Here is a 23,842-nt window from a genome sequence, read left to right as displayed (position 1 = left end):
GCTCGAGTGGCCCGGCAGCGATGTCCGGGCCACTTTTTATTGAACACGCGGACCTGGCTCAGTTCAGCGTCTTGCCCAGCCGGCCGGCGAGATCCTGCACATATTGCCAGGCCGTGCGACCGGACCGGGCACCACGGGTCGTCGCCCATTCCAGGGCCTCGGCCCGCATGGTGTCTCGATCGTGATCGAGGCCGAAATGATCGGCATAACCATAGACCATGTCGAGGAAATCGTCCTGGCTGCAGCGATGGAAACCGAGCCAGAGGCCGAAACGGTCGGAGAGCGACACCTTTTCCTCCACCGCCTCGCCTGGATTGATCGCAGTCGAGCGCTCATTGTCGATCATGTCGCGCGGCATCAGATGACGCCGGTTCGAGGTCGCATAGAAGATGAGATTGTCCGGCCGCCCCTCGACGCCGCCTTCCAGCGCCGCCTTGAGCGATTTGTAGGAGGTGTCGTCGCTGTCGAAGGAGAGATCGTCGCAAAAGACGATGAAGCGATAGGGGGCCTTGCGGGTGAGGTTCATCAACTCGGGCAGACTATCGATATCCTCGCGATGGATCTCGATCAGCTTCAGGGTGCCACCGATCTTGGCGTTGATGTCGGCATGCGCGGCCTTCACCAGCGACGACTTGCCCATGCCGCGCGCGCCCCAGAGCAAAGCGTTGTTGGCGGGCAGCCCGTTTGCGAAGCGCTCGGTGTTGTCGACCAGGAGGTCGCGCACCAGATCGATGCCCTTGAGCAACGGCATCGCGACCCTGTTCACCTTCGGTACAGGTTGCAGATATTTTTCGCCGGCCTGCCAGATGAAGGCTTCTGCAGCATCGAAGTCGGCCTTGATGGCGGCCGGTGGAGCCAGCCGCTCCAGGGCGTCGGCGATACGGGCGAGCAATTGCGGCAATTCGCTGGATGAAAAGTCAGTCATGGCAACCAGATGAGATGAACCTGTGGGTAAGCCCTTCGTCTCTAACGCGCCTGAGAGGCGCTGAAAAGCGGCGGCATGCCGCGCCTGCCTTCCGTTTTGCATGTGCGCCCAGTGCCGGTGGGTCACCCAAGGGGGCCACGGGCAAGCCGAGGCGTGCGTGGAGCCGACTTGTGAGGAGACAGGCGATTCCCTGTCGCTATCCGTAGTCCTCCCGACAGCCCATCATGTTGGCCCGATTGGCGGTTTCCCACATCGGAAGGCATGAATTTTTCGTCATGTGCTGGGCAAAAGTGGCGTTCTGTTTGCTTTCGGTGGCTGGTTCACTATATTCCGCGCGAATTCGCGGCTGGGCTGTCCCGGCCGCTTCTCTTGAGAGGCGATCCAATGTTCACGACTCCAGCCTTTGCCCAGGCAGCCCAGGGCGGCGGCGATCTGTTCTCCAGTCTCGGTGGCACGTTGCTGTTGCCGATCGCGATGTTCGTGATCTTCTATTTCCTGCTGATCCGCCCGCAGCAGCGCAAGGCGAAAGAACAGGCCGCTCTGCTCAAGGCAATCCGTCGTGGCGATACCATTGTGATGTCGGGCGGCATGGTCGGCAAGGTGACCAAGGCTGTCGAGGGCGAATCCGAGATCGAGGCGGAGATCGCCGAGGGCGTTCGCGTGAAGGTCATCCGCGAGATGGTGGTCACCGTCCGCTCCAAGACCGAGCCGGTGAAGAAGGCCGAGGCAGCCTGAGGTCTACGCGGGGCAACGCCCCTCTTTGGTCTCGATCACAAGACACGATAAGAGACTCAGGATAGGGTCGGGGCGAATCTACATCTCCCGATCGTCCTGAGAATAGCCTGTCAAGGCTCGGAATCGCTCCGCTATGCTGCATTTTTCTCCCGTCAAGACGGCTTCGGTTCTCCTGACTTTGCTGATCGGCCTGTGGCTGGCCGTACCCAATCTGATGCCGGAGAGCTGGGTGAAGGCGATGCCGTCCTGGCTGCCGCACAAGACGCTGACGCTGGGCCTCGATCTCCAGGGCGGATCCTACTTCCTGCTCGAGATCGACAAGAATGCCGTGGTCAAGGAACAGGTCGCCAGCCTGCGTTCGCAGGCGCGCCAGATCCTGAACGACAACAAGATCCGTAGCCAGGCTGCTTTGCAGGGGCGCGGCATTGTGGTGACGCTGCCCAATCCGGCCGATACCGAGAAGGCCGTGCAACTCCTGCAAGTGCTGGGCAATCCCGCCGACGGCAACCTTTTCGGCACCGGCAACCGGACGGCCACGATTGCCTCGACCACCCCAGGCCAGATCGGCGCCACGCTGACCGATGAAGGCCTGCGTGACCGCATGAACCGCATCATGGTGCGGGCGGTGGAGATTATCGGCAACCGTATCAACGGCTCCGGCGTGGTCGAGCCCGTCATTCAGCGCCAGGGCGAAGATCGCATCGTGGTGCAATTGCCCGGCCTGGAGAATCCCGACCGTTTCAAGGACCTTCTCGGCCAAACAGCCAAGCTCGAATTTCGCCTGGTGGATCTGAGCATGCCGGTCGATCAGGCCATGCGTTCTCGCCCGCCGGTCGGTTCCACGGTTCTGCCATCGTCGGATGGCGGCCAGAACTATCTGATCGAAGACCAGGTGATGGTCGCCGGCGACGAACTGACCGACGCCCAAGCAAGCTTCGACCAGAACACGCGCGAGCCGGTGGTCTCCTTCCGCTTCAACACCAATGGCGCGCGCCAGTTCGGCCGCGTCACCACGGAGAATGTCAACAAGCCCTTCGCCATCGTGCTCGACGGCAAGGTCTTGTCGGCACCGGTCATTCGCGAGCCGATCACTGGTGGTTCGGGCCAGATCTCCGGCAATTTCACCACGCAGCAGGCCCAGGATCTCGCGCTGCTTCTGCGTTCGGGTGCCTTGCCCGCACCCATGACGGTGATTCAGGAGCAGACGGTCGGTCCGGGCCTCGGCCAGGCCGCCATTCGCGCCGGTGAGATGGCTGCCCTAGTCGGCTCAATCCTGGTCGTCGGCTTCATGATCGCCAGCTACGGCCTGTTCGGTATCATCGCGTCCATCGCCGTGGCGCTCAATGTCGGCATGATCTTCGGCATCCTGTCCCTGCTCGGGGCGACGCTGACCTTGCCGGGTATCGCCGGCATCGTGCTGACAGTCGGCATCGCAGTCGACTCCAACGTGCTGATCTATGAGCGCATACGCGAGGAGGTGCGTGCCGGACGAACCGTTTTGATGTCGCTCGACGCCGGCTTTGCCCGGGCGCTGGCGACCATCCTCGATTCCAACATCACCACCTTCATTGCCGCCGCCGTGCTGTATTTTGTCGGTACCGGCGCCGTGAAAGGGTTCGCGGTGACGCTGGGGATCGGCATCATCACGACGGTGTTCACCGCCTTCACGGTCACGCGCCTGTTGGTTTCCTGGTGGTATCGCGGGGTCAAGCCTCGCTCCATCCCGATTTGATAGATTGATGGAGTGAGCGCGGTGCGCCATCTTCGCATTGTTCCCGACAACACCAGCTTCGGCTTCATTCGGTTCCGGCGTATCAGCTTTCCGATTTCGGCCGTGTTGTCGATCTTGGCTCTGGTGCTCTTCTTCACCCATGGCCTGAATTACGGTATCGATTTCAAGGGCGGCATCGCCCTCGGCGTCACGGCTCAATCCGGGCAGGCCGACGTGCAGGCCATTCGCGACAAGCTGGCGCCGCTCGGATTGGGTGAGGTCCAGATTCAGAGTTTCGGCGACAAGGGACAGGTGCTGATGCGCATCGCCCTGCAGCCGGGCGGCGACGCGGCACAGAATGCCGTTGCGGAGAAGGTCAAGCAGACGCTGGCGCCCGACTACGTTCCCGGCAAGGACGATCAGACACAGATCATCGGGCCGAGCGTTTCGCAGGAACTGGTGACGGTCGGCATCGTCGGCATCTTCGTCGCCATTCTGGGCATTCTGATCTATCTATGGTTCCGCTTCGATTGGCAGTTTGCCGTCGGCGCCATGATCGCCAACATGCACGACATCGTGCTGACCATCGGCTTCATGTCGGTGACGCAGATCGACTTCGACCTCACCAGTGTCGCCGCCTTGCTGACCATCCTTGGCTATTCACTCAACGACACCGTGGTGATCTATGACCGCATCCGCGAGCTCTTGCGCAAGTACAAGAAGAAGCCGATGGATGAACTGCTGGACGAGTCGATCAACGCCACGCTGTCGCGCTCGGTGATCACCCACGTCACCGTGGCGCTGGCGCTGCTGGCCCTGCTCCTGTTCGGGGGGCACGCCATTCACAGCTTCACCGCCACCATGCTGTTCGGCGTCGTGCTGGTCGGCACCTACACCTCGATCTTCATTGCCTCGCCCGTCCTGATCTATCTGGGCCTGCGTCCGGGCAGCCATGAGACGGCGGGCGGCAACAAGCCGGAGTAAGCTGCCATGACCGCAGGCGAACGGCGCTTCCTGCCACGCGTGGCGCCGATCGACGCCTATGGCGCCGGCGGGTTCCGTTTTGCGGAGATGTCGCATCGCGGTTCGCTTCTTTGCCTGCCCTCGGGCATGCATGCGTGGTCGGTGACAAGTGTTGCTCAATTCTCGGCTGAAGCATTCGAGCCGGTTTTTGCGGAAGCCGATGCCATCGAGATCCTGCTCGTCGGCACCGGCCCTGATGTGGCTTTTTTCCCCGAGGCGCTGCGCTGGCGTTTTCGCGATCTCAAGATCGTCGTCGACGCCATGCCGACCGGCGCAGCGATCCGCACCTGGAACGTTCTGCTGGCCGAGGACCGGCGCATCGCCGCCGCCCTGATCGCCGTGCCGTGAGCATCTTGTCATGAGCGCCGCTCGCCAAACCGGTTCCCTGGCCAATTCCAATATCAGCATGAGCAACCAGGCTTATTGCGAGAGTCTGCTGCGCGAGCACGATCGCAATCGCTGGCTCGCCAACCTGTTTGCGCCCGCCGAGCACCGACGCGCCCTGAATGCGCTCTATGCCTTCAACAGCGAGATCGAACGCGTGAGGGACATGGTGTCGGAGCCGCTCCCCGGCGAAGTCCGCCTGCAATGGTGGCGGGACCTGCTGGAGGGGCAGGCGAGGGGGCAGATATCGGGGCATCCCGTTGCCTCCGAACTGATGGCCGCGATTGATCGCTACCACCTGCCGGTTTCCGCTCTTGTGACCCTGATCGACGCCCACACGCATGATCTCTATGACGATCTGCTGCAGAGCATCACCGATTTGGAAGGCTATTGCGGCGAGACCTATTCAAGTCTGTTTCGCCTGGCCAGTCTCATTCTTGCCGATGGCGGCGATGCCGGCAGTGCCGATCTCGCCGGGCACGCCGGCGTGGCCTATGGCATAGCCTGCCTGATGAAACAGGCTGCCCGGCACGCGGCCCGGGGGCAGATCTTCGTGCCGGCCGATCTTGCCCTCAAGCACGGCACAGCTCGCGAAGATCTGTTGAATGGACGCAGCACCGGCGAGATGCGCGCGATGTTCGGTGAGCTCGCTGGGGCAGCGCTGCATCATCTGAACGCAGCGGAGCAATTGCTGCCTGCCGTGCCCAGTGCGGCGGCACCCGCCTATATCGGCCTTGCGCTGGTCAGGCCCTTGCTCAAGCGGATGACCCGCCCGGGTTTTGACTGGTTCCGCCATGAAGCCGAATTACCGCAATGGCGCAGTCAATGGCATCTGTGGCGTTTCTCACGCCGGCTGCGCTAGAGCGTTTTCCAGAAAAGTTGATGGACTTTTCGATTAAGAAAATACGTCAGAACAAAGACATGGAGAGAAGTGCGGTTCGAAGAAATCGCACTTTCTCCAGTCGAAAACAGTCGTAACGTTGCGGCGAGTTATTTCGGCTTGGCAGCCTGTGTCAGCGCCTTTTCGAGGTCTTCACGCTCCTCGCAGCCATTGGGGCAGAGCTTGACCAGCGCCGCGAGATTTTGCTGGGCCTTCGGAATGTCACCGTTCTCGACGAAGAGCTCGCCCTGATATTCCAGGGTTCCCTTGTGGTTGGGATCGATGGCAAGCGCCTTCTCATAGAAGGTCTGCGCGGTCTTGCGGTCGCCGCTTTTGCGTAGGCTGAAGCCAAGCAGATTGTAGACGTCAGGGTCCTTCGAACCCTGGTCCGCCAGAGGCTGGAGGGCTGCGATGGCGGATTTGTAGTCCGCCGCCTTGATCTGGGCCCGGATGGGCGCGAGGTCGGTCGCGGCAGCAGGCGCATCGGACGAGGTGTCGGCGGCCCAGACCGGGCCTGCAACGAGGACGAGGGCCAGGGCGGAGGCGAGGCCATGGAGGCGGAGCATGGCAGGATCCTGTTTGTAAATGACGAGGCGGGGTGGTGAACGTCGTCGGTCGGATCTTCGGTTCTCGCCACGACGTGGGCCGGGCAGGAACGGATAGCAAGCTACATCGTTCTGGAGCCCGTGCCCATCCTGCCTCATGTCCCGGGACGGAAGTCACCCAGGTAGAGCTTCCCGTCGCAAGGGCACCATACGATCACGCTCAGGCTGAGAGATGTTCGCCGGCCACCGCCCGCTTCCAGCCCTCCAGGGCTTCCAAGGCTCTGGCGCTCATCGCCCTTTTCTTGGCGTGAGTCTTTTCGCTGCCGCGCAGGCGCTTTCCATCTTCCCCTTTGGGCGAGACCTCAAGAGGAGGGAACAGGCCGAAATTGACATTCATCGGCTGGAAGGAGCGCGGCCCCGCATCCTCGCTGACGAGGTGACCGCCAGTGATGTGGTTGAGCAGCGCTCCGAGGGCCGTGGTGGCCGGGGGCGTGGCCACCGGTCGACCCAGGCGCTCGGCGGCGGCAAAGCGGCCCGTCATCAGGCCGACACTCGCGCTCTCGATATAGCCTTCGCATCCGGTGATCTGGCCGGCAAAACGCAGACGTGGCTGCGTTTTCAGGCGAAGCGTTGCGTCCAGCAGCACGGGTGAGTTCAGATAGGTGTTGCGATGCAGCCCGCCGAGGCGAGCGAATTCGGCATTTTCGAGCCCGGGAATCATGCGGAACACCTGCACCTGTTCGGCATATTTCAGCTTCGTCTGGAACCCGACCATGTTGTAAAGCGTGCCGAGCGCATTGTCCTGGCGCAGTTGCACGATGGCGTGGGGCTTGACGCTGGGGTTGCGCGGGTTGGTAAGGCCAACCGGCTTCAGTGGTCCGAAGCGCAGGGTTTCACGGCCGCGCTCCGCCATGATTTCGATCGGCAGGCAGCCATCGAAATAGGGCGTGCCTTCGAACTCCTTGAAACCGGTCTTGTCGCCGGCGAGAACGGCATCGAGAAAGGCCTCGTATTCCTCCTTGCTGAGGGGGCAGTTGATATAGTCGGCACCGGTGCCGCCCGGGCCCGGCTTGTCGTAGCGCGACTGATACCAGGCGATGTCCATGTTGATGGATTCGCGATGCACGATCGGCGCGATCGCATCGAAGAAAGCAAGGGAGGTTTCGCCGGTCAGGGCTGCGATTGCATCGGCAAGGGGCTTGGAGGTGAGGGGACCGGTGGCGACGATGACGTTGTCCCAGTCCGCCGGCGGCAGGCCGTCGACATGTTCGCGCCGGATTTCGATTAGGGGATGGGATGCCAAGCGTTCCGTCACCGCAGCCGAGAAACCATCTCGGTCCACCGCGAGGGCACCGCCTGCCGGAACCTTGTGGGCGTCGGCGCAGGCCATGATCACGGAATCCAGCCGGCGCATTTCCTCGTGAAGCAGGCCGACGGCATTGGTCTGCGCATCGTCGGAGCGGAAGGAGTTGGAGCAGACGAGCTCGGCGAAGTCCGTGGTCTTATGGACTTCGGTCGGCTGAACGGGGCGCATCTCGTGCAGGATGACGGGAACGCCTGCCTGGGCGATCTGCCATGCGGCTTCGGAACCGGCGAGGCCGCCGCCGATGATATGAACGGGGGTGATTGTCATGCCCGGCTTTTAGACCATCGGGCCTCATGATTGAAGCACCAGCATAACAAAAAGCCGCCCTGAGGGGGCGGCTATGTGGCGCTTGGCCCTGCTCCAGCAAGGCGGGCGCCCACTACTTCCCGTTTAGGCGCGATGAAATCGCTGCCCGATTGTCGGCCGACATAGCTAGAGCAAAGCGTTTTTAGACGGAAACGCTTGTTTGCTCTCACTCATTTCGACGCATCTTTGCGATTCTTGGCGGGACTACCAAATCGCAAAACGCTTCAGCCGACAGAAACGATACGACTTTCCACTGCAAAAGATGGACGCGCTGGTGGATCGTCGAAACTGTACCAATGAGCTGAACAGCCCATTGGTCATCACCTGCGTGATTAGGCGCGGGCAGCCTGACGCGCGATAGCGCGAACGTCGGCAGGGTTGATACCGATGTCGGCCAAATCGCGTACGTTCAAGCGCCTGAGCTCGGCCAGCGTCTCGCGCTCACGGCGCCAGATACGGACACGTTCGATCAAAGCTGCGAACAACATGATAAGGTTCCTCTTCTGCGAACCTGCGTTGAAGCGAATTCCTCAACGCCGTTCACATTCTCTATATGCAGCCTTTTCGTCGAATGAGGTAGATGCTGCACCGCACAACGAGCATGCAATTTTTGCATGTCGCAAAGTTGCCATTGTTAAAAAATCGTCAAAATTGACCTAACAGGTGGCCACTGGATGCATATGGTGCATGCCTCTTCCGCCCGCAAGGCGGGATGGCTTCAGAACGGAGCAGTCGGGGGAACGCATGGTTGTATCCATTCGAATGCTCCCACGAGCGTCTGAACCCGCGGCCAGGGCCAAATGGCAGGGGGCATGCCTAATCTGGGTCCCTGGAGCTCATGCCGAGACCTAGTGCGCGCTGCCATCAGTAGTACCGCCATATACCAAAGTTGGACTTGGCTTCCCAAGGTGTCGGTATGCTATAGGGAGCATGAAAACTAGGCATATGCCGGAGCGAAGAGGGCGTTAAATTATGCGCTCTTTGGGTTTTGTTGAAATATAAAACCAATATTAATTGCAGGTATATCTTCTATATCCCTCTTAATGGAAGGATATATTGATTCAATCTGGCCTTTTAACTTGCGTGGTTCCGAAGTTCACCGAACCCTTGGAAGCTTAGCGGGAGACTGGAGCAATGACGAGGAACGGTACAGAGGACGGCCTGGAGCAGAGACCTCGTAAATATCTCTTGGTTGCTCGGATAGGGCCGAAAAGTCTTCACGCGCAGTGGCTGGCTGCGAGTGCGGATAGAAATTACGATGTCTTTTTAAGCAGCTACGATACCAGCTTGCCCGCTATCGCGGGCGATGGCGTCTATTTCGAGTATCGATCCGGTAGCAAGGTCGCCGGCTACGATGGGCTTTTGCGTGAACACGCGGAGTTTCTTGGTCGATATAAATACATCTGCTTCTTTGATGATGATATTAGCGCGACTCCTTCCTCCATAAGTGGAATTTTTTCGCGCTGTGATCAGTATAATCTCAAGATCGCGCAACCGGCGCTGACATGGGATAGTCATTTCACCTATGCCTGCCTGCTACAGCAGAAGCGATATGCCCTGCGGTATCTCAACTTCGTGGAGATGATGTGTCCGGTTTTCCGGCATGACATTCTCGAGCGGATCGCACCGCTCTACGCCTTAGGATACGAAAGCGGCATTGACCTCGTCTGGTGCAATCTCGTCGCCGAAGGGCCGGGCGATTTTGCCGTGATCGATGAATTTCCGGTTCGGCATACCGAACCCGTCGGCGGCAACAAGGTTGCCAATGGCTTCGTCGACGGGCGTCTGTATGAGGACGACATCCACGCCATTCTTGCGCTGTTTCGCTTGCCCTGGCTCCGGGCGACACCAATCTCCGCCGTCAGCCGGTCGGGCCGCGAGATCAACGGCCGAATGAGCCTGCTGCTATCGGCACTCGTTCTGCTGGCGGCGATGCCGCTACGCCGGCCCGTGGCTGGGCGTTTTCGCGCCATTCTGGTTCATTGGCGTCATCTGTGGCTGGGGGCTGCAGGCAATGTCCACACCGAGTTTCCGGCAGGAAACGCGGATAGATCCCCTGGCTATGGCGTTCTTCCATCATGCAAACCAAGGGAGAGTGCAGGGCAGTCGATGCCAATGGCGTGATCGGATTCCTCGTTTCGCTCAGGGCTGAGCCGGCAAGCCGACCGGTGCAAAACCGTATCTGCCGAAGGCGGCCTGACCTTCCGGGGAGAGGATCGCTAGCATCAGCGCCACGGCGGCGGCATTGTCGGTCCGTGCCAGAGCCAGGCCATATTCCGGGCCGGTCTCATAGGCTTCGGGCACCTGGATAACCTCGAGGTTCGGCGTGACGGCCTTGCGTTGTGCCGCGCCACTGCAATAACCCATCATCACATTGATCTGACCGCTCTTGAAACCATCGGCAATCGGATCTTGCCCGGCGGGAGTGGAGGCGGTCGAGCCACCGACGATCTTCTGGGCCTTGGCATCGAGCTTGGCGAAAGCACCCGGATTTCGCTTGTCGATCAGCTGGAACATGGCCCAGGTGTAGTCGCCGCCGGGGTCGGCCTTGGGCGTGGACGTGCCGAGCTTCACGGCGGGATCGAGCAGGCGTTCGGCAAAGTTGACAACGGCGAGCCTGGCTTCCGGCAGGGCAAAGGCGCAAAGCCGGTTGCGGGTGAACATGACGACGGCACTCGCCCGGCCATCCCTTTGCAACTGGCGGGGACTGGCCATGTCCGCCGAAGCCAGGATGTCGACCTTGTCGCCTTGCTCGATCTTTTCCCGCATCAACCCTGAGGGGCCGAAGGCGGTACGCACCTTGATGCCACTCTTCTTGCTGAAATCCTGGGCGATATCGGTCAGCACGGCGCGCAGGCTTCCCGCGCCGTAGAGTACTACCTCGTCGGCCCGGGCCGCGACGCTTCCAAGGGCCAGGCAAGAGGCGAGCACGATCCTGAGCATTTGTTTTTCCCGGAAACGGAGTGGCGTGGCGATTCGCTATATATGAATGGCTATAGCGATAGCTGCGAGAGCCTCCACTTGGCAATGGCCTTGCCGGGGGACAAGCAAGGATGCCCGGCAAGATGCATTGTCTGGGACCCGGGGCGACCACCTGCATCTGCCTTGTCGCCGGGGCGGCTTTGCCAGGAACAGGCGGGGACGCCTACGGTCCCAAGGATTTCTATTCCGCCGCTTCTCCCTGGCGCCGCTGAGGGCGACGCTCCATGACTTCTCGCAGGAAGCGCCCGGTATGGGAGCGGGGCTCGCGAATGATCGCCTCCGGCGTGCCTTCGGCGACCACTTCGCCGCCAGCGTCGCCCCCTCCGGGACCCATGTCGATGACCCAGTCAGCCGTCTTGATGACTTCGAGGTTGTGTTCGATCACCACCACGGTGTTGCCCTGCTCGACCAGTTCATGCAGCACTTCCAGCAGCTTGGCGACATCGTGGAAATGCAGGCCCGTGGTCGGCTCGTCGAGGATGTAGAGTGTGCGTCCGGTCGAGCGGCGCGACAATTCCTTGGAGAGCTTCACGCGCTGGGCCTCGCCGCCCGACAGGGTGGTCGCCTGCTGGCCCACCTTGACATAGCCGAGGCCCACTCGTGCCAGCGTTTCCATGGTGTTGCGGATGGTCGGCACCGCCTTGAAGAATTCGGCTCCCTCGTCGACGGTCATGTCGAGCACGTCGGCGATGGACTTGTTCTTGAAGCGAACGTCCAGCGTCTCACGGTCGTAGCGCTTGCCCTTGCAGACGTCGCAGGTGACATAGACGTCGGGCAGGAAGTGCATCTCGATCTTGATGACGCCGTCGCCCTGGCACGCCTCGCAGCGGCCCCCCTTGACGTTGAAGGAGAAGCGCCCCGGCAGATAGCCGCGCGCCTTCGCCTCCGGCAGGCCGGCGAACCATTCGCGGATGGGCGTGAAGGCACCTGTATAGGTGGCCGGATTGGACCGCGGCGTACGGCCGATCGGCGACTGGTCGATGTCGATGACCTTGTCGATCAATTCCAGGCCGTCGAGCTTGTCGAAGGGAGCGGGATGTTCGAGCGCGCCGTTCAGCTTGCGGGCGACCGCCTTGTAGATGGTGTCGATCAGGAGCGTCGACTTGCCGCCGCCCGATACGCCGGTGACGCAGGTAAACAGGCCGAGCGGAATCTCGACCGAGACATCCTTGAGATTGTTGCCGCGGGCGCCGGTGAGCTTCAGCGCCTTGCCCTTCTGGCGCCGGCGCCGTTCGGCCGGCATGGGTACCGCCAGCTCTCCGGTGAGATATTTGCCGGTGAGAGACGCCGGATTGGCCATCACCTCGGCAGGCGTGCCGTGGGCCACCACGCGCCCACCCTGCACGCCGGCGCCGGGGCCGACATCGACCACATAGTCGGCCTGCAGAATGGCATCCTCGTCATGCTCGACCACGATCACCGTATTGCCGAGTTCGCGCAGCCGCCGCAATGTTTCGAGCAGGCGTTCATTGTCGCGCTGATGCAGGCCGATGGAAGGTTCGTCCAGCACATAAAGCACGCCGCTGAGGCCAGAGCCGATTTGGGAGGCCAAGCGGATACGCTGGCTCTCGCCACCCGACAGGGTCCCGGAGTTACGGGCCAGCGTCAGATAATCGAGACCGACATCGACGAGGAAGCGCAGGCGTTCGCGAATCTCCTTGAGGATGCGGACGGCGATCTCGGTCTGCTTGGCGTTGAGTTCGGCCGGCAAGGCCTCGAACCAATGCTGGGCCTGGCGCACCGACATTGCCGAGATCTCGCCGATATGGCGGTGCGTGACCTTTACCGCCAAGGATTCGGGTTTCAGGCGGAAACCGGCGCAAGCCTTGCACGGCGTATTGGCCATGAAGCGCGAAATATCCTCGCGGGCCTGTTCTGAATCGGTTTCCTTCCAGCGCCGCTCCAGATTGGTCACCACGCCCTCGAAGGCCTTGCGTGTCTCATAGGAGCGCAGGCCGTCATCGAAGGAAAAGACGATTTGCTCCTCGCCCGAGCCATAGAGGAACACCTGCTGCACCTTCTCCGGCAGGTCCTTCCAGGGCGTGGTCACGCCGAACTTGTAATGCTTGGCGAGGGCGTCGACGGTCTGGCTGTAATAGGGGCTGGTGGATTTCGCCCAAGGCGCCAGCGCGCCCTTGCGCAGCGACAGGGTCTCGTCGGGCACCACCAGGACGGGATCGACCGTCATCTCGGTGCCGATGCCGTCGCAGGACGGGCAGGCGCCAAAGGGGTTGTTGAAGGAGAACAGCCTGGGCTCGATCTCCGGAATGGTGAAGCCGGAAACCGGGCAGGCGAATTTCTGGCTGAACATCACGCGCTTGGATGAGCCGTCGGCCTCCTTCTGATCGGCCAGTTCGACCACGGCGATGCCGTCGGCCAACTCCAAGGCCGTCTCGAAGGAATCAGCCAGGCGGCTGGCGATATCGGCGCGCACCACGATGCGGTCCACCACCACGTCGAGATCGTGCTTGAGCTTCTTGTCGAGGGCGGGGGCGTCGGCGATCTCGTAGAAGGTACCGTCGATCTTGACACGCTGGAAGCCGCGCTTGAGGAAGTCGGCGAGTTCCTTGCGATATTCGCCCTTGCGCCCGCGCACCACCGGCGCGAGCAGGAACAGCCTGGTGCCCTCTGGCATGGCCATGACGCGATCGACCATCTGGCTGACGGTCTGACTTTCGATCGGCAGCCCGGTCGCCGGCGAATAGGGAATGCCGATACGAGCCCAGAGCAGGCGCATATAGTCGTAGATCTCTGTGACTGTCGCCACCGTCGAGCGGGGATTGCGCGAGGTCGTCTTCTGTTCGATCGAAATGGCGGGCGACAGGCCGTCGATCTGGTCGACGTCCGGCTTCTGCATCATTTCGAGGAATTGGCGCGCATAGGCCGAAAGGCTCTCGACATAGCGGCGCTGTCCCTCGGCATAGATGGTGTCGAAAGCGAGCGAGGACTTGCCCGAGCCGGACAGGCCGGTGAACACCACGAGCTTGTCACGCGGGATTTCCAGATCGACATTCTTGAGATTGTGCTCGCGCGCGCCGCGCACGGTGATGAAGCGGCGGTCGGCAGGCGACGGAACAGCGCTGCCGGAGATGGGGCGGCCAGACATACGGACGATCCTGTGGGCTTTTGTCGAGAGATAGGCGCTTTGGCTCGCAAATTGAAGGAGGGCTGGTGAAAAAACAAGAACAATTCGTGAACTTATCCGCAAAATTTTGCGGCACCCCGAGTTCCGATGGGTTATGCACGCGCCATGATCGAGATTAACCCCACCTTGTTCATCGACGAGCGCGAGATCGATGAGGACTTCGTGCGCTCCTCGGGGCCCGGCGGACAGAATGTCAACAAGCTGTCGACGGCGGTGCAGTTGCGCTTCAATATCCGCAGGTCGCCCTCGCTCCCGAACGACGTCGCCATCCGAGCCCAGAAGCTGGCGGGCAGGAAGCTGACGCAGGAGGGCGTGCTGGTGATTGTTGCCCAGCGCTTCCGCACCCAGGAGCGTAATCGCGAGGACGCGCGCGAGCGGTTGGTCGCTCTCCTGCGGGAGGCCGCCACGCCGCCGCCGCCGCCCCGCAAGGTGACGAAGCCCTCCAAGGCCGCCAAGGCGCGGCGGCTGGAATCGAAATCGCGCCGCTCAAACGTGAAATCGCTGCGTGGCGGCAAGTTCTCCGTGGATTGAGGTCCGGCCGAGGACGAAGCCCGGGCACGGCAAATCGGAGCTTTTGAGATTTCGCCGTTTGCTTTTCGGGGCAGACTGCCGGGATCAGGCCAGGATGCGCGCCTTCACTTCGTCCATCGTCTCGGCGATGTAGTCGGCACCGGCTGCCACCAGGGTTTCCTCGCTGGGGGGCATATGATGCAGTCCGCCGACAAAGCCGATCACCGTCATGCCGGCGGCCTTGGCTGCCTTGATGCCGACCACGCTGTCCTCGACCACCACGGTCTTGGCGGGATCCACACCGAGAGCCCTCGCGGCATGCAAAAACAGGTCCGGGGCCGGTTTTCCCTGTGCCACCAGATTTGCGCTGAAGATGTTGGGATAGACGAGCTCGAACAGGTTGGTGATGCTGAGGCCGAGACCGAGCTTGGCCGGCGGGCTGTTGGAAGCCACGCAAAAGGGCATCGGCAGGGTTTGGAGCACTTCGCGCACGCCCGGAATCGGTTCCAGACGCGTCACATAGGCGGCCCGAAGCATGCGGCGCGTAGTCTCGGCATGGTCCGGTGGCAGCTTGAGCCCGAAATCCTGCTCGAAACGCTCTTCCAAGGCTTCCTGGGTCAGACCGAGAAAGCGCTGCATCACGTCATGCGGGGTGACTTTTACGCCGAGGGCCGACAGGGCCTCGGCTTCGACTTCCGCCGACAGGATCTCGCTGTCGACGAGAACGCCATCGCAATCGAAAATCACTAGAGAGAAGGGCATGGGAACCGCCTGATCCGAGAAGACGTGCAGAGGCCGGCGTGTCGCGATTCTTGTCAAGGTGAGCCCGAGCCAGGGAGATGATGGCGCGCTGCCATGCGTTCCGGCAAGTTCTTTCCAACGATTCGAGGCTGCCATGTCCATCATCCCGTCCCTGAGCCGCGAAGAAAGCTGGATGCGCAAGTCCGCGCTCCATTATCTCGGCCAGCGATCGACCAGCGTCGCCAATCTCCGCCAGGTCTTGCTGCGGCGGGCGCGTCGCAAATTGGACCCGGAAATCGAAGTCGCCGAAATGATCGAGCGCACCATCGATTATTGCAGGCAGCTCGGTTTCATCGACGATGCCAGTTTCGTGGAGGCCCGCCTTCATGCCGGGCGCAGCCGCGGCTTTTCCGCCCGCAGGATCGGTGCCGCCCTGGCGGCCAAGGGGGTTGATCGCACCTTGGTGGCCCAGGCCCTTGCGGGGGAGGACCGCGATGAAGCTGAAGAAAGAGCCGCTGCCCGGCTGGCACAGCGCCGGCGCATTGGCCCCTGGCGGCGGACCGACCGCGATGCCGAGCTCGAGCGGGAGATTGCGATATTGGCACGCGGAGGCTTTGCTGTCTGGCTGGCCCGCCGCATCGTTACCGCGGATCCCGACGAAATCCGTGCTCTTCTCGAGGTTTGAAATCTTGCATCGGCCGGGTGCGGCGTGTTTTGTATGATGAATACAGTCCTCTTGGTGGAATCGGCATGTTCGAACTTTTCTGGCGCGGCGTTGCGATCGGCGTTGGCGCAACGGTCCTCATGGATCTGTGGGCGATCCTGCTGCACAAATTCTTCGGTGAGAACCTGCCCAACTGGGCGCCTGTGGGCCGCTGGTTCTGGCATCTGAAAGAGGGCCGTGTCTTCCATGACGATATCGGCAAGGCCGCACCCTACGCCCATGAATTGGCACTGGGCTGGATCGGCCATTACGTGGTCGGCATTCTCTACGGCGTGATCCTGGTGATCTTCGCTGGTGCGGCTTGGCTGTCCGACCCGACATTCCTGCCGGCCTGGATCCTCGGCATCGTCACGGTGGGGGCCGGCTGGTTCTTGCTGCAGCCCGGGCTTGGCATCGGCTGGGCTGCGTCGAAAACGCCCAATCCCACCAAGGTGCGCCTACTCAATCTGGTCGCGCACACGGTATTTGCGGTTGGCCTGTGGGGGACGGCGCTGATCATCCGCTGATGGGTCAGGGCAGGTCGCGCCACGAAGCGAACAGGGCGGCTTGGCCGTGGCGGTTGCCCGCTTCGTCGATCACTTCCCAGACTGTGGCATTTTCGATGAAGAAACGTCGGCCGGATTTGGCAATTCGCACGCCGTGATAGTCGGCGATGAATCCCTGCTTCTTGACGGTGTCGAGCAGGCGCTGGCGTTCGTCACGATTCGGAAACTCCGCCGACAGGCGGGAGGGCAACTGCGTCAATTCCTCCCAGCTGTATTCAAAACAATCCTGTACGACCTTGTTTCCATAGATAAAAACAGGATCGGCCCTGGTGTCGTGGGCCAGAAGGCAGAAGGGCGCCTCGGCGTAGAGCCACGCGGCGTCTGCCCGGTCGGCCGGAGGAGCTGGGAAAAGGCCACGCCCTGTCAGGCGACGGAGGCTATGATCGAGCAAAGCGGCGAAATCGGTATTGCCGGCAAGATCCGGCCAGGTCTCGGCGAGCTCAGGGCTTAATGTCATGATCGTATGGCGGTTGTGAGGATGAGGCCGCGCAGCGGGCGCATCGAAGCGGGAGCTGCCGGTTGCACGCAACAAATCTCGTTGCCTGATGACAGCAGGTCAAGTCCGACGGTTGAAATTGATCAGACAAAACTTCCGGCCTGACTTGCGGCTGACATGTCAGTCTGTTATCGAAGATTGTATATTGAAAATTCGATGGATGACAGGGATGACGCACCAATTTTTTGGCCTTTCGGTGGCATTGGCCACACCCTTCGATGGCGATGGGCAGGTCGACGTCGCCCGTGCCATCCCGCATGCACGCTGGTGCCTCGCCAATGGTTGCGGCAGCGTCACGCTGTTCGGCACGACCGGGGAGGGGGCGTCGATCGCTTCCGCCGAGCGTGAAGCCTTGCTGTCGTCCTTCCTGGCTGATGGCATCGAGGCGCGGCAGATCGTGGTTGGCGTGATGGCAAATGCCGTTGCCGATGCTGCGGCGCAAGCTCGGCAGGCGCTGGATGCCGGTTGCCGCGGCGTGCTGCTGGCGCCGCCTTCCTATTTCAAGGGGCTGAGGGATGACGGCCTGTTTGCCTGGTTCGCTGCCGTGTTTGCGGCGATCGGGCCGAAGGCAAGGGATGTCTATCTCTACAACATACCCTCGGTCACCGCCGTGGAGCTTTCAGTGGCCCTGATTGGGCAACTGAAGCAGGCGTTTCCGGCAGTTGTGGCCGGCGTCAAGGATTCCTCGGGCAATTGGCCGTTCACCCAGGCCCTCCTCGAAGCCCATCGCGATCTCGCCATCCTGATCGGCGACGAGCGAGGCCTGGCGGCCGGCGTGCGCTTGGGCGGGCAGGGGGCGATCTCCGGCATGGCGAATATCTGTCCCGGGCGCATGCTGCCGATGGTTCACGAAGGACGGGACGATGCGGGACTGATCGCCCTCGTCGACGAACTCGTCCACTATCCGGTCATCCCGGCGGTCAAGGCCCTGGTTGCCCATCGCACCGGTGATGCGGCATGGTCGACCACAAGGGCGCCTCTGGTGGCGTTGCCGGAGCAGGATGCCAAGAGGCTGGCCGGCTTGTTCGACCGCATCGAGCAGACGAAGGCGGCCTAGAGACGCACTAAAACAAGGAGCTGGAGCAAATTGCGATTGGGAAAAATCGCATTTTTCTCCGGGCCAGGGAGGGACGGATGGAGGAGGGCGGCGAACCGCTGCGATTGCGGGAAAAGGCTTATGCCAGTTTCACCCGCCATTTGTTGGCGCGCGATGTTCGTCCCGGCCAGTTCGTATCCCAACGCGAGTTGGTGGCGCTGACTGGCCTGCCGCTCGGGGCCATCCGCGAACTCGTGCCGCGCCTGGAGGCGGAGGGCCTGCTCTCCACCATCCCCCAACGTGGCATCCAGATCGCCCATATCGATCTCAGCCTGATCAAGGATGCCTTTCAGTTCCGGCTATTCCTGGAAAAGGAAGCCATCGCGCTCTTCACCGTTTCGGCTTCCGATGGCTTGCTGGCGAAGCTGCGCCATGAACATGAGGACATGCTGGCCAGGGGACTGTCGGAAGAGTTGGCGCCCGAGATGGTGGAGCAGGCGCAGGCGATCGACTGGAACCTGCACGACACCATCATCGACTCAACCGGTAACGAGATCATCGCCAAGGCCTATCGCGTCAATTCGATCAAGATGCGCCTGATCAACCAGGAGCGTTTTCGCATCGATGGCCGGGTGGTGCCGGTGATGCGCGAGCATCTGGCCATTCTCGCTGCCATCGAGAGCCGCGAGCCGCAAAAGGCGGTGGACGCCATCGCCGAACACATCAACAACGCCCGTGCCCTGGCGCTGAAGGTTTAGCGCCAGGACGATCCACTAGACAGACGATCCAAAAGAAGCTTTGGGAGGAGGAACCTATGAGTTTTGATTTGTTGAAGCCGTCGCGCCGGCAATTCCTGGCCGGTTCCGCCGCACTCGGCGCTGCTGGTCTGGCGGGTATCCGGCCGGCCTTCGCGGCTGTCGACTGGAAGAAATATGCCGGCACCACGCTCGAAGTGAACCTGATCAAGAGCCCGCGCGGCGATACGCTGCAGAAATACCAGAAGGAATTCGAGGAACTAACCGGCATCAAGGTCAATGCCGAGCAGACGCCCGAGCAGCAGCAACGCCAGAAGGCCGTCATCGAGCTGACTTCAGGCAAGCCGAGCTTCGATGTCATCCATGTCAGCTACCACGTGCAGAAGCGCCAGTTCGAAAAGGCCGGTTGGCTGGCCGATCTCGGACCGTTCCTCAAGAACCCGGAACTGACGGATCCTTCTTTGGTCGAGAGCGATTTCGCCGCCGCGGGCCTCGCCTTCGCCAAGGACAAGAATGGTCGCTTCGGTGCACTGCCCTTCTCGGTGGATTACTGGATCGTCTATTGGAACAAGGATCTGTTCGCCGCCAAGGGGCTGGAATATCCCAAGACCTTCGAGGAGATGGTCAAGGCGGCAGAAGCCATCACCGATGCCAGCAACAACATTGCCGGCTTCGTGGCGCGCGGCGCCAAGAATGCCAATGTGCCGGTGTGGACCAGCTTCCTGCTCGGCCATGGCAAGAACCCCGTCGGCGCAGACGGCTCGCTGCAGACCGATTCCGCCGAGGCCATCGAGGCGGCCGCGCTCTATCAGCGCCTGATGACCAAGTCGGCTCCGCGCGGCGTCACCGGCTTCAACTGGGCCGAATGCCAGTCCGCCTTCCTGCAGGGCAAGGTCGGCATGTGGCTTGACGGCGTCGGCTTTGCCCCGCCGCTGGAGAATCCGCAGAAGTCTCGCGTCGTCGGCAAGGTCGGCTATGGCGTGATGCCCAAAGGGCCGGTGACACAGGCCTCTGCCACCTTCGGCGATGGCATCGGCGTTACCGAGGCCTCGGCCAAGAAGGAAGCCGCCTATCTCTATTGCCAGTGGGCGATTTCCAAGGAGATGGGTGCGCGCTTGTTGCAGGCTGGCGCGGGCGTGCCGTTCCGCAGTTCGATCCTGAACGACGCCAAGGTCCGCGAAGGCGTCACCATGCCCGGAAGCTGGGTCGACTGTGTCGCGCAGTCGGCGCCGATCAGCCAGCTCGGGCTTCCCGTGATCATTCCGGTGACCGAGTTCCGCGACATCATCGGCGTGGGCCTGACCAATCTGCTCGGCGGCGGCGATCCGGCGGCGGAGATGAAGAAGGCGACGGAGGCCTTCAAGCCCGTGCTCGCCCGCAGCGAGGCGCAATGAGCGTCGAAAGCCCAGCCAGATCTTCTGCTCAGGCGATGGCTCCCGCCCAGGCGGCTGACAATGGTTCCGGCCCCCTGCGGCCGGGCTACTGGCCCTTTATTCTGCCGGCACTGGTGCTCGTATCGGCGGTGATCGTCTTTCCCTGGCTGTTCACCATCGGTATGAGCGCCAATGCCTGGCAGGTCGGATCAGCGCCGCGCTTCGTCGGGCTCGAGAACTATATCCGCCTGGCCGGCGACATGCGGTTCTGGGAGTCGATGTGGCACACGCTCACCTACACCGTGCTCTCAGTGGTGGCGCCCCTGATCCTGGGCACGCTGGCGGCCCTGGTCTTCGATTCGAAGATGCCGCTACGCGGCGTGCTGCGCGGCATCTTCGTGATGCCGATGATGGCCACGCCCGTCGCGGTCGCCCTGGTCTGGACCATGATGTTCCATCCCCAACTCGGCGTCCTGAACTACCTCTTGTCGCTGGTGGGCATTCCGCCCCAGGCCTGGATCTTCGAGCAGGGCACGGTAATTCCCTCCCTGGTGCTGGTAGAAACCTGGCAGTGGACGCCGCTCATCATGCTCATCGTGCTCGGCGGACTGGCCTCGATGCCGCGTGAACCCTTCGAAGGCGCTGAGATCGACGGTGCCAATGCCTGGCAGAAATTCCGCTACATCACGCTGCCGATGATCCTGCCCTTCATGATGATCGCGGTGATCATTCGTTCGATCGACGCCCTCAAGAGCTTCGACATCATCTATGCCATGACACAGGGCGGCCCGGGCACGGCCTCGGAGACCATCAACCTCTATCTCTACAACGTGGCCTTCTCCTACTACGACATCGGCTACGGCTCGGCGATCGCCGTGGTGTTCTTCGTCATCATCATCCTGATGTCACTGGTGCTGCTGCATCTGCGCCAGCGCGCGAAATGGAACACCTGAGGACAAGAAGATGAAGGCTTGGGTGATGAAGGCTTGGATGATGAAGTTTCGGACGATGACCTTTCGACGTCTCCTGCGTCTCGCCGGCACGCTGTTCCTGAGCTTCGTCGTGGTGTCGCCGGCGCTGCTCTTTTTCATCTGGATGCTGTCGCTCTCGCTGAAATACGAGATCGACAACGGCGCCTATCCGCCGATCCTGATCCCTGAGCAGTTCGCCTGGTCGAACTACACCGAGATCTTCGCCACCAACGATTTCCTGCGCTATTTCTGGAACAGCGTGGTCGTCACAGGTGCGGCTACGGCGCTGGCGCTGATCGTCGGCGTGCCGGCGGGTTACGGCATCGCCCGCATCAAGGCCGACAAGGCGGCTATGGTGATCATGATCGCCCGAATGACGCCGGGCCTTTCCTTCCTGATCCCGATGTTTCTGCTGTTCCAGTCGCTCGGCCTGCTCGGCACGCTATGGCCTCAGATCATCATCCATCTGGTGGTGACGATCCCGATCGTGATCTGGATCATGATCGGCTATTTTGAGACGACTCCGCTGGAGCTGGAGGAAGCGGCCATGATCGACGGCGCTTCGCGCTGGCAGATCTTCTACAAAGTGGCACTGCCGATCGCCAAGCCCGGCATCGTGGTCTCGCTGATCCTGGCCGTGATCTTCTCCTGGAACAATTTCGTCTTCGGCATCGTGCTGGCCAGCCGCGAGACGCGCACGCTGCCTGTCGCCGTCTACAACATGCTGTCCTTCGAGCAGGTGAGTTGGGGGCCGCTCGCCGCCGCAGCGCTGGTTGTGACGCTGCCGGTGCTGTTGCTGACTTTGTTCGCCCAGCGCCAGATCGTCGCGGGCCTAACGGCCGGGGCGGTGAAATAGGGGCTGTCTCCTGCCACTTCCACGTGGCAGAACCGTACTTGATGACAGCCTCCGCTGTCACGCCCATGCCAGTCAGGAATTATGCAGCGTTTTCTGAGTTGTATGCATTGTCGTGAGGGAGGCTGTGGTCGGTTGGCTCAAGCCAGGCACGTGTTCGGCCTCGATCGCGTGCCAGTTCGATCTCGAGGGTGACCAAACCGACGGCGTCTGCCCACAGGCTGGAAGCGATGGTGCCCCGCCCATTCGTCCAGCGCCAGCGATCGCCCTGCCATTGCTGGATGGCGTGGAACCCTTCCGAAAGACCTGGATCGTCGAGAGCAATCTTACGAAATCCGTTCGAATCATGCACGTCCAACCGATGTAAAGGCACGCCTAAACGGCGATCATCATAGGTCTCCACATCCGTATGGCGGGGCACGAAAGTGGAGGAAGATAATGCGATAGCTTTGACATGAGCTGGGAAAATCAAGCGATAGAATGTATCGGACAAGGCGTGGACACCCAGGTCGTCTTCTCCCCCTTCCGTCTCAAAGCGCAAAGCTGCCAGGTTGGAAAGTGTCCAACCGAGTTGCTTGGCCCGATCCAGCAACTGAACGCGTATGGCCGCCACGATCGGGCCCTCGGTCACCAGTGGCAGGCAAGCATCTGAATTCCAGTTTCTGCGACGCGGTAACTGAGCATGGGGCTGCCCACTGCGTGTGGGAAAACTCACCTGTCCCTCTCCGAGTTCAACTACTCTGAAGAAACTCTTGCCCCTGGTGTCGAGGAAGCTCTCCGTCGGTAGATTCTCAGCCAGAAGCACGTCATGCTGTTCCAATTCGACATGCCAATAGACCACCCTGTCGAGCGGCACTTGCGAAATGGTCGCTCCATTGTCGAGATGCTTGATCGGAATGAGCACATCTGACAGGCAGGGTACTGCCACCGCGTGATCCGGCGATAACCACAGATCGCGAGAGGGACGATGATCGCCGAAAGCGTGGGCGCGGATTCTAAAGGGGTAGGTCTCCTCCGGTTGGGAATGGCGGATTGGTTCCACCTCATTACACCCCAGCCATACAATCTTGCGACGACTGCTATTCGCAGTGATGACTACGTCGCCAATCCTCAAATGCTCAACCGCAATATTGCCCCGGGTCGTATGGATCATCGTCCCGGCTACGAAGCAGGGAGCATCGCCGAATGTTGCCTTGGGCAGTGGGGCGTCAGTTGTAAGCGGGACTGTCTCAAGCTGCGTACCGGTCCAATAAATGTTCTCGCCCGACGCAGAAACGACATTGCCAAATTTGTCAATAAAAATTGTAACAGTTTTTTCGCTTCCTTTGGAGTTGTAAACGCTGCCAACAAGCTTATAGCCTTCGAAACTCTGGCCGTTGACTGGAGAATTGTATTCTTCGATAGAGGTTCCGCCACCAAGACTTCCGATAGACGCGCCGTCTATTATAACTTTTGGCCCCGGATCAAATGGATCTTCCTCTACATATTCCACTTTAACCTTAACGGGGTATGGATGGTTCACGTCGCCATTTGGGTACAATAGAAATTCAGGTACGGTAATATTCCCTGGAACGCTCATCCTCTTACGACTCCGTATAAAGGCCATAATTGGCAGAGAGGTAGGATTGTAGCTGAAATTTAAATTAAAGGATTTTCCATCTGGAAAAATGACATATCTATAGAATTTATATCTGAAGGTAGTGTTTATGCCTTCTTTTGCAATCAATCAACGGCCAATTTGTTGCGCCGAATTCTTTTCAGCGACGCCATTGGCGACCTGCATGATTAGCATCGAAGGTATTCCGTTGTGAGGTTCTATTGGCCCGCAGCTTTTAT

General features: G+C 61.0%; 23 protein-coding genes. 14 read left to right on the top strand and 9 right to left on the bottom strand.

What is annotated here, in order from left to right; genetic code table 11:
- Nucleotides 1-58: 58 nt before the first annotated feature.
- Nucleotides 59-925 carry an ATP-binding protein gene (locus tag AB4037_RS22585; RefSeq protein WP_434956343.1) on the bottom strand — a complete coding sequence of 289 codons (867 nt, stop codon included), beginning with the start codon at nucleotides 923-925 and terminating at the stop codon, nucleotides 59-61.
- Between the two features lie 384 nt (nucleotides 926-1,309).
- On the opposite strand from AB4037_RS22585, the gene yajC reads away from it, so the two are divergent.
- From yajC to AB4037_RS22560, 5 genes are all read left to right on the top strand, one after another.
- A complete protein-coding gene (yajC, locus tag AB4037_RS22580; protein ID WP_149250899.1) occupies nucleotides 1,310-1,660 on the top strand; it encodes a preprotein translocase subunit YajC in 351 nt (116 codons plus the stop codon).
- Between the two features lie 133 nt (nucleotides 1,661-1,793).
- Nucleotides 1,794-3,392: a protein translocase subunit SecD gene (gene secD / locus AB4037_RS22575; RefSeq protein WP_434956345.1), complete on the top strand. Its 1,599-nt coding sequence runs from the start codon at nucleotides 1,794-1,796 to the stop codon at nucleotides 3,390-3,392.
- 21 nt (nucleotides 3,393-3,413) lie between these two features.
- On the top strand, nucleotides 3,414-4,355 hold the full coding sequence (secF, locus tag AB4037_RS22570) for a protein translocase subunit SecF (protein ID WP_434956346.1): 942 nt from the start codon (nucleotides 3,414-3,416) through the stop codon (nucleotides 4,353-4,355).
- Between the two features lie 6 nt (nucleotides 4,356-4,361).
- The gene (locus tag AB4037_RS22565; RefSeq protein ID WP_434956347.1) at nucleotides 4,362-4,742 is read left to right on the top strand and encodes an Mth938-like domain-containing protein; all 381 of its coding nucleotides are present in this window, start codon (nucleotides 4,362-4,364) and stop codon (nucleotides 4,740-4,742) included.
- A gap of 10 nt (nucleotides 4,743-4,752) precedes the next feature.
- A complete protein-coding gene (locus tag AB4037_RS22560) occupies nucleotides 4,753-5,640 on the top strand; it encodes a phytoene/squalene synthase family protein (RefSeq protein ID WP_441773011.1) in 888 nt (295 codons plus the stop codon).
- 128 nt (nucleotides 5,641-5,768) lie between these two features.
- Here AB4037_RS22560 and AB4037_RS22555 read toward each other — a convergent pair whose 3' ends face one another.
- From AB4037_RS22555 to AB4037_RS22545, 3 genes are all read right to left on the bottom strand, one after another.
- Entirely contained in the window at nucleotides 5,769-6,224 is a 456-nt protein-coding gene (locus AB4037_RS22555) for a tetratricopeptide repeat protein (protein WP_441773010.1), read from the bottom strand.
- 199 nt (nucleotides 6,225-6,423) lie between these two features.
- Nucleotides 6,424-7,836: a methylenetetrahydrofolate--tRNA-(uracil(54)-C(5))-methyltransferase (FADH(2)-oxidizing) TrmFO gene (gene trmFO, locus AB4037_RS22550; RefSeq protein ID WP_441773009.1), complete on the bottom strand. Its 1,413-nt coding sequence runs from the start codon at nucleotides 7,834-7,836 to the stop codon at nucleotides 6,424-6,426.
- A gap of 371 nt (nucleotides 7,837-8,207) precedes the next feature.
- Complete coding sequence (locus AB4037_RS22545; RefSeq protein WP_434956351.1) at nucleotides 8,208-8,363, bottom strand: DUF1127 domain-containing protein; 156 nt, start codon at nucleotides 8,361-8,363, stop codon at nucleotides 8,208-8,210.
- 646 nt (nucleotides 8,364-9,009) lie between these two features.
- Here AB4037_RS22545 and AB4037_RS22540 point away from each other — a divergent pair.
- Entirely contained in the window at nucleotides 9,010-9,999 is a 990-nt protein-coding gene (locus AB4037_RS22540) for a hypothetical protein (RefSeq protein WP_441773008.1), read from the top strand.
- Nucleotides 10,000-10,017: 18 nt separating this feature from the next.
- Here the strand turns inward: AB4037_RS22540 and AB4037_RS22535 are convergent, their stop codons facing one another.
- Nucleotides 10,018-10,818, bottom strand: coding sequence for an extracellular solute-binding protein (locus tag AB4037_RS22535; protein WP_434956353.1), 801 nt, complete (start codon nucleotides 10,816-10,818; stop codon nucleotides 10,018-10,020).
- 220 nt (nucleotides 10,819-11,038) lie between these two features.
- Nucleotides 11,039-13,963, bottom strand: a complete 2,925-nt coding sequence (gene uvrA / locus AB4037_RS22530) for an excinuclease ABC subunit UvrA (protein ID WP_441773007.1) — start codon at nucleotides 13,961-13,963, stop codon at nucleotides 11,039-11,041.
- A gap of 126 nt (nucleotides 13,964-14,089) precedes the next feature.
- Between uvrA and arfB the strand changes: the two genes are divergently transcribed.
- Complete coding sequence (gene arfB, locus AB4037_RS22525; RefSeq protein WP_434956355.1) at nucleotides 14,090-14,533, top strand: alternative ribosome rescue aminoacyl-tRNA hydrolase ArfB; 444 nt, start codon at nucleotides 14,090-14,092, stop codon at nucleotides 14,531-14,533.
- Between the two features lie 84 nt (nucleotides 14,534-14,617).
- On the opposite strand, the gene AB4037_RS22520 is transcribed toward arfB, so the two are convergent.
- Entirely contained in the window at nucleotides 14,618-15,274 is a 657-nt protein-coding gene (locus tag AB4037_RS22520; protein ID WP_441773006.1) for an HAD family hydrolase, read from the bottom strand.
- Between the two features lie 133 nt (nucleotides 15,275-15,407).
- Between AB4037_RS22520 and AB4037_RS22515 the strand changes: the two genes are divergently transcribed.
- Both AB4037_RS22515 and AB4037_RS22510 read left to right on the top strand, forming a co-directional pair.
- Entirely contained in the window at nucleotides 15,408-15,938 is a 531-nt protein-coding gene (locus AB4037_RS22515; protein WP_434956357.1) for a regulatory protein RecX, read from the top strand.
- A gap of 65 nt (nucleotides 15,939-16,003) precedes the next feature.
- Nucleotides 16,004-16,483, top strand: coding sequence for a DUF2938 domain-containing protein (locus AB4037_RS22510; RefSeq protein WP_434956358.1), 480 nt, complete (start codon nucleotides 16,004-16,006; stop codon nucleotides 16,481-16,483).
- A gap of 4 nt (nucleotides 16,484-16,487) precedes the next feature.
- Here the strand turns inward: AB4037_RS22510 and AB4037_RS22505 are convergent, their stop codons facing one another.
- Entirely contained in the window at nucleotides 16,488-16,979 is a 492-nt protein-coding gene (locus AB4037_RS22505) for an MEKHLA domain-containing protein (RefSeq protein ID WP_434959635.1), read from the bottom strand.
- A gap of 208 nt (nucleotides 16,980-17,187) precedes the next feature.
- On the opposite strand from AB4037_RS22505, the gene AB4037_RS22500 reads away from it, so the two are divergent.
- The 5 genes from AB4037_RS22500 to AB4037_RS22480 all read left to right on the top strand — a co-directional run bounded on the left by AB4037_RS22500 (nucleotide 17,188) and on the right by AB4037_RS22480 (nucleotide 22,009).
- Nucleotides 17,188-18,075 carry a dihydrodipicolinate synthase family protein gene (locus AB4037_RS22500; RefSeq protein WP_434956359.1) on the top strand — a complete coding sequence of 296 codons (888 nt, stop codon included), beginning with the start codon at nucleotides 17,188-17,190 and terminating at the stop codon, nucleotides 18,073-18,075.
- A gap of 77 nt (nucleotides 18,076-18,152) precedes the next feature.
- On the top strand, nucleotides 18,153-18,812 hold the full coding sequence (locus AB4037_RS22495; RefSeq protein ID WP_434956360.1) for a GntR family transcriptional regulator: 660 nt from the start codon (nucleotides 18,153-18,155) through the stop codon (nucleotides 18,810-18,812).
- 56 nt (nucleotides 18,813-18,868) lie between these two features.
- The gene (locus tag AB4037_RS22490; RefSeq protein WP_441773005.1) at nucleotides 18,869-20,203 is read left to right on the top strand and encodes an ABC transporter substrate-binding protein; all 1,335 of its coding nucleotides are present in this window, start codon (nucleotides 18,869-18,871) and stop codon (nucleotides 20,201-20,203) included.
- Nucleotides 20,204-20,238: 35 nt separating this feature from the next.
- On the top strand, nucleotides 20,239-21,135 hold the full coding sequence (locus AB4037_RS22485; protein ID WP_441773166.1) for a carbohydrate ABC transporter permease: 897 nt from the start codon (nucleotides 20,239-20,241) through the stop codon (nucleotides 21,133-21,135).
- A 55-nt stretch (nucleotides 21,136-21,190) separates the two neighbouring features.
- The gene (locus AB4037_RS22480; protein WP_441773004.1) at nucleotides 21,191-22,009 is read left to right on the top strand and encodes a carbohydrate ABC transporter permease; all 819 of its coding nucleotides are present in this window, start codon (nucleotides 21,191-21,193) and stop codon (nucleotides 22,007-22,009) included.
- A gap of 79 nt (nucleotides 22,010-22,088) precedes the next feature.
- On the opposite strand, the gene AB4037_RS22475 is transcribed toward AB4037_RS22480, so the two are convergent.
- Nucleotides 22,089-23,732 (bottom strand): Hint domain-containing protein, encoded by a 1,644-nt coding sequence (locus AB4037_RS22475; protein WP_441773003.1) that lies wholly within the window; start codon nucleotides 23,730-23,732, stop codon nucleotides 22,089-22,091.
- Nucleotides 23,733-23,842 lie beyond the last annotated feature (110 nt).

The organism is Labrys sp. KB_33_2 (assembly GCF_052114505.1).
Classification (GTDB): Bacteria; Pseudomonadota; Alphaproteobacteria; order Rhizobiales; family Labraceae; genus Labrys.
Note: the sequence above shows the minus strand (reverse complement) of the source record. Positions and strands in the feature narration are given on the sequence as shown.

Coding starts and splice junctions, on each gene's coding strand:
- AB4037_RS22585 (WP_434956343.1), bottom strand. CDS start 925: ATGACTGACTTTTCATCCAGCGAATTGCCGCAATTGCTCGCCCGTATC.
- yajC (WP_149250899.1), top strand. CDS start 1,310: ATGTTCACGACTCCAGCCTTTGCCCAGGCAGCCCAGGGCGGCGGCGAT.
- secD (WP_434956345.1), top strand. CDS start 1,794: ATGCTGCATTTTTCTCCCGTCAAGACGGCTTCGGTTCTCCTGACTTTG.
- AB4037_RS22565 (WP_434956347.1), top strand. CDS start 4,362: ATGACCGCAGGCGAACGGCGCTTCCTGCCACGCGTGGCGCCGATCGAC.
- AB4037_RS22560 (WP_441773011.1), top strand. CDS start 4,753: ATGAGCGCCGCTCGCCAAACCGGTTCCCTGGCCAATTCCAATATCAGC.
- AB4037_RS22555 (WP_441773010.1), bottom strand. CDS start 6,224: ATGCTCCGCCTCCATGGCCTCGCCTCCGCCCTGGCCCTCGTCCTCGTT.
- trmFO (WP_441773009.1), bottom strand. CDS start 7,836: ATGACAATCACCCCCGTTCATATCATCGGCGGCGGCCTCGCCGGTTCC.
- AB4037_RS22545 (WP_434956351.1), bottom strand. CDS start 8,363: ATGTTGTTCGCAGCTTTGATCGAACGTGTCCGTATCTGGCGCCGTGAG.
- AB4037_RS22540 (WP_441773008.1), top strand. CDS start 9,010: ATGACGAGGAACGGTACAGAGGACGGCCTGGAGCAGAGACCTCGTAAA.
- AB4037_RS22535 (WP_434956353.1), bottom strand. CDS start 10,818: ATGCTCAGGATCGTGCTCGCCTCTTGCCTGGCCCTTGGAAGCGTCGCG.
- uvrA (WP_441773007.1), bottom strand. CDS start 13,963: ATGTCTGGCCGCCCCATCTCCGGCAGCGCTGTTCCGTCGCCTGCCGAC.
- arfB (WP_434956355.1), top strand. CDS start 14,090: ATGGGTTATGCACGCGCCATGATCGAGATTAACCCCACCTTGTTCATC.
- AB4037_RS22520 (WP_441773006.1), bottom strand. CDS start 15,274: ATGCCCTTCTCTCTAGTGATTTTCGATTGCGATGGCGTTCTCGTCGAC.
- AB4037_RS22515 (WP_434956357.1), top strand. CDS start 15,408: ATGTCCATCATCCCGTCCCTGAGCCGCGAAGAAAGCTGGATGCGCAAG.
- AB4037_RS22510 (WP_434956358.1), top strand. CDS start 16,004: ATGTTCGAACTTTTCTGGCGCGGCGTTGCGATCGGCGTTGGCGCAACG.
- AB4037_RS22505 (WP_434959635.1), bottom strand. CDS start 16,979: ATGACATTAAGCCCTGAGCTCGCCGAGACCTGGCCGGATCTTGCCGGC.
- AB4037_RS22500 (WP_434956359.1), top strand. CDS start 17,188: ATGACGCACCAATTTTTTGGCCTTTCGGTGGCATTGGCCACACCCTTC.
- AB4037_RS22495 (WP_434956360.1), top strand. CDS start 18,153: ATGGAGGAGGGCGGCGAACCGCTGCGATTGCGGGAAAAGGCTTATGCC.
- AB4037_RS22490 (WP_441773005.1), top strand. CDS start 18,869: ATGAGTTTTGATTTGTTGAAGCCGTCGCGCCGGCAATTCCTGGCCGGT.
- AB4037_RS22485 (WP_441773166.1), top strand. CDS start 20,239: ATGGCTCCCGCCCAGGCGGCTGACAATGGTTCCGGCCCCCTGCGGCCG.
- AB4037_RS22480 (WP_441773004.1), top strand. CDS start 21,191: ATGACCTTTCGACGTCTCCTGCGTCTCGCCGGCACGCTGTTCCTGAGC.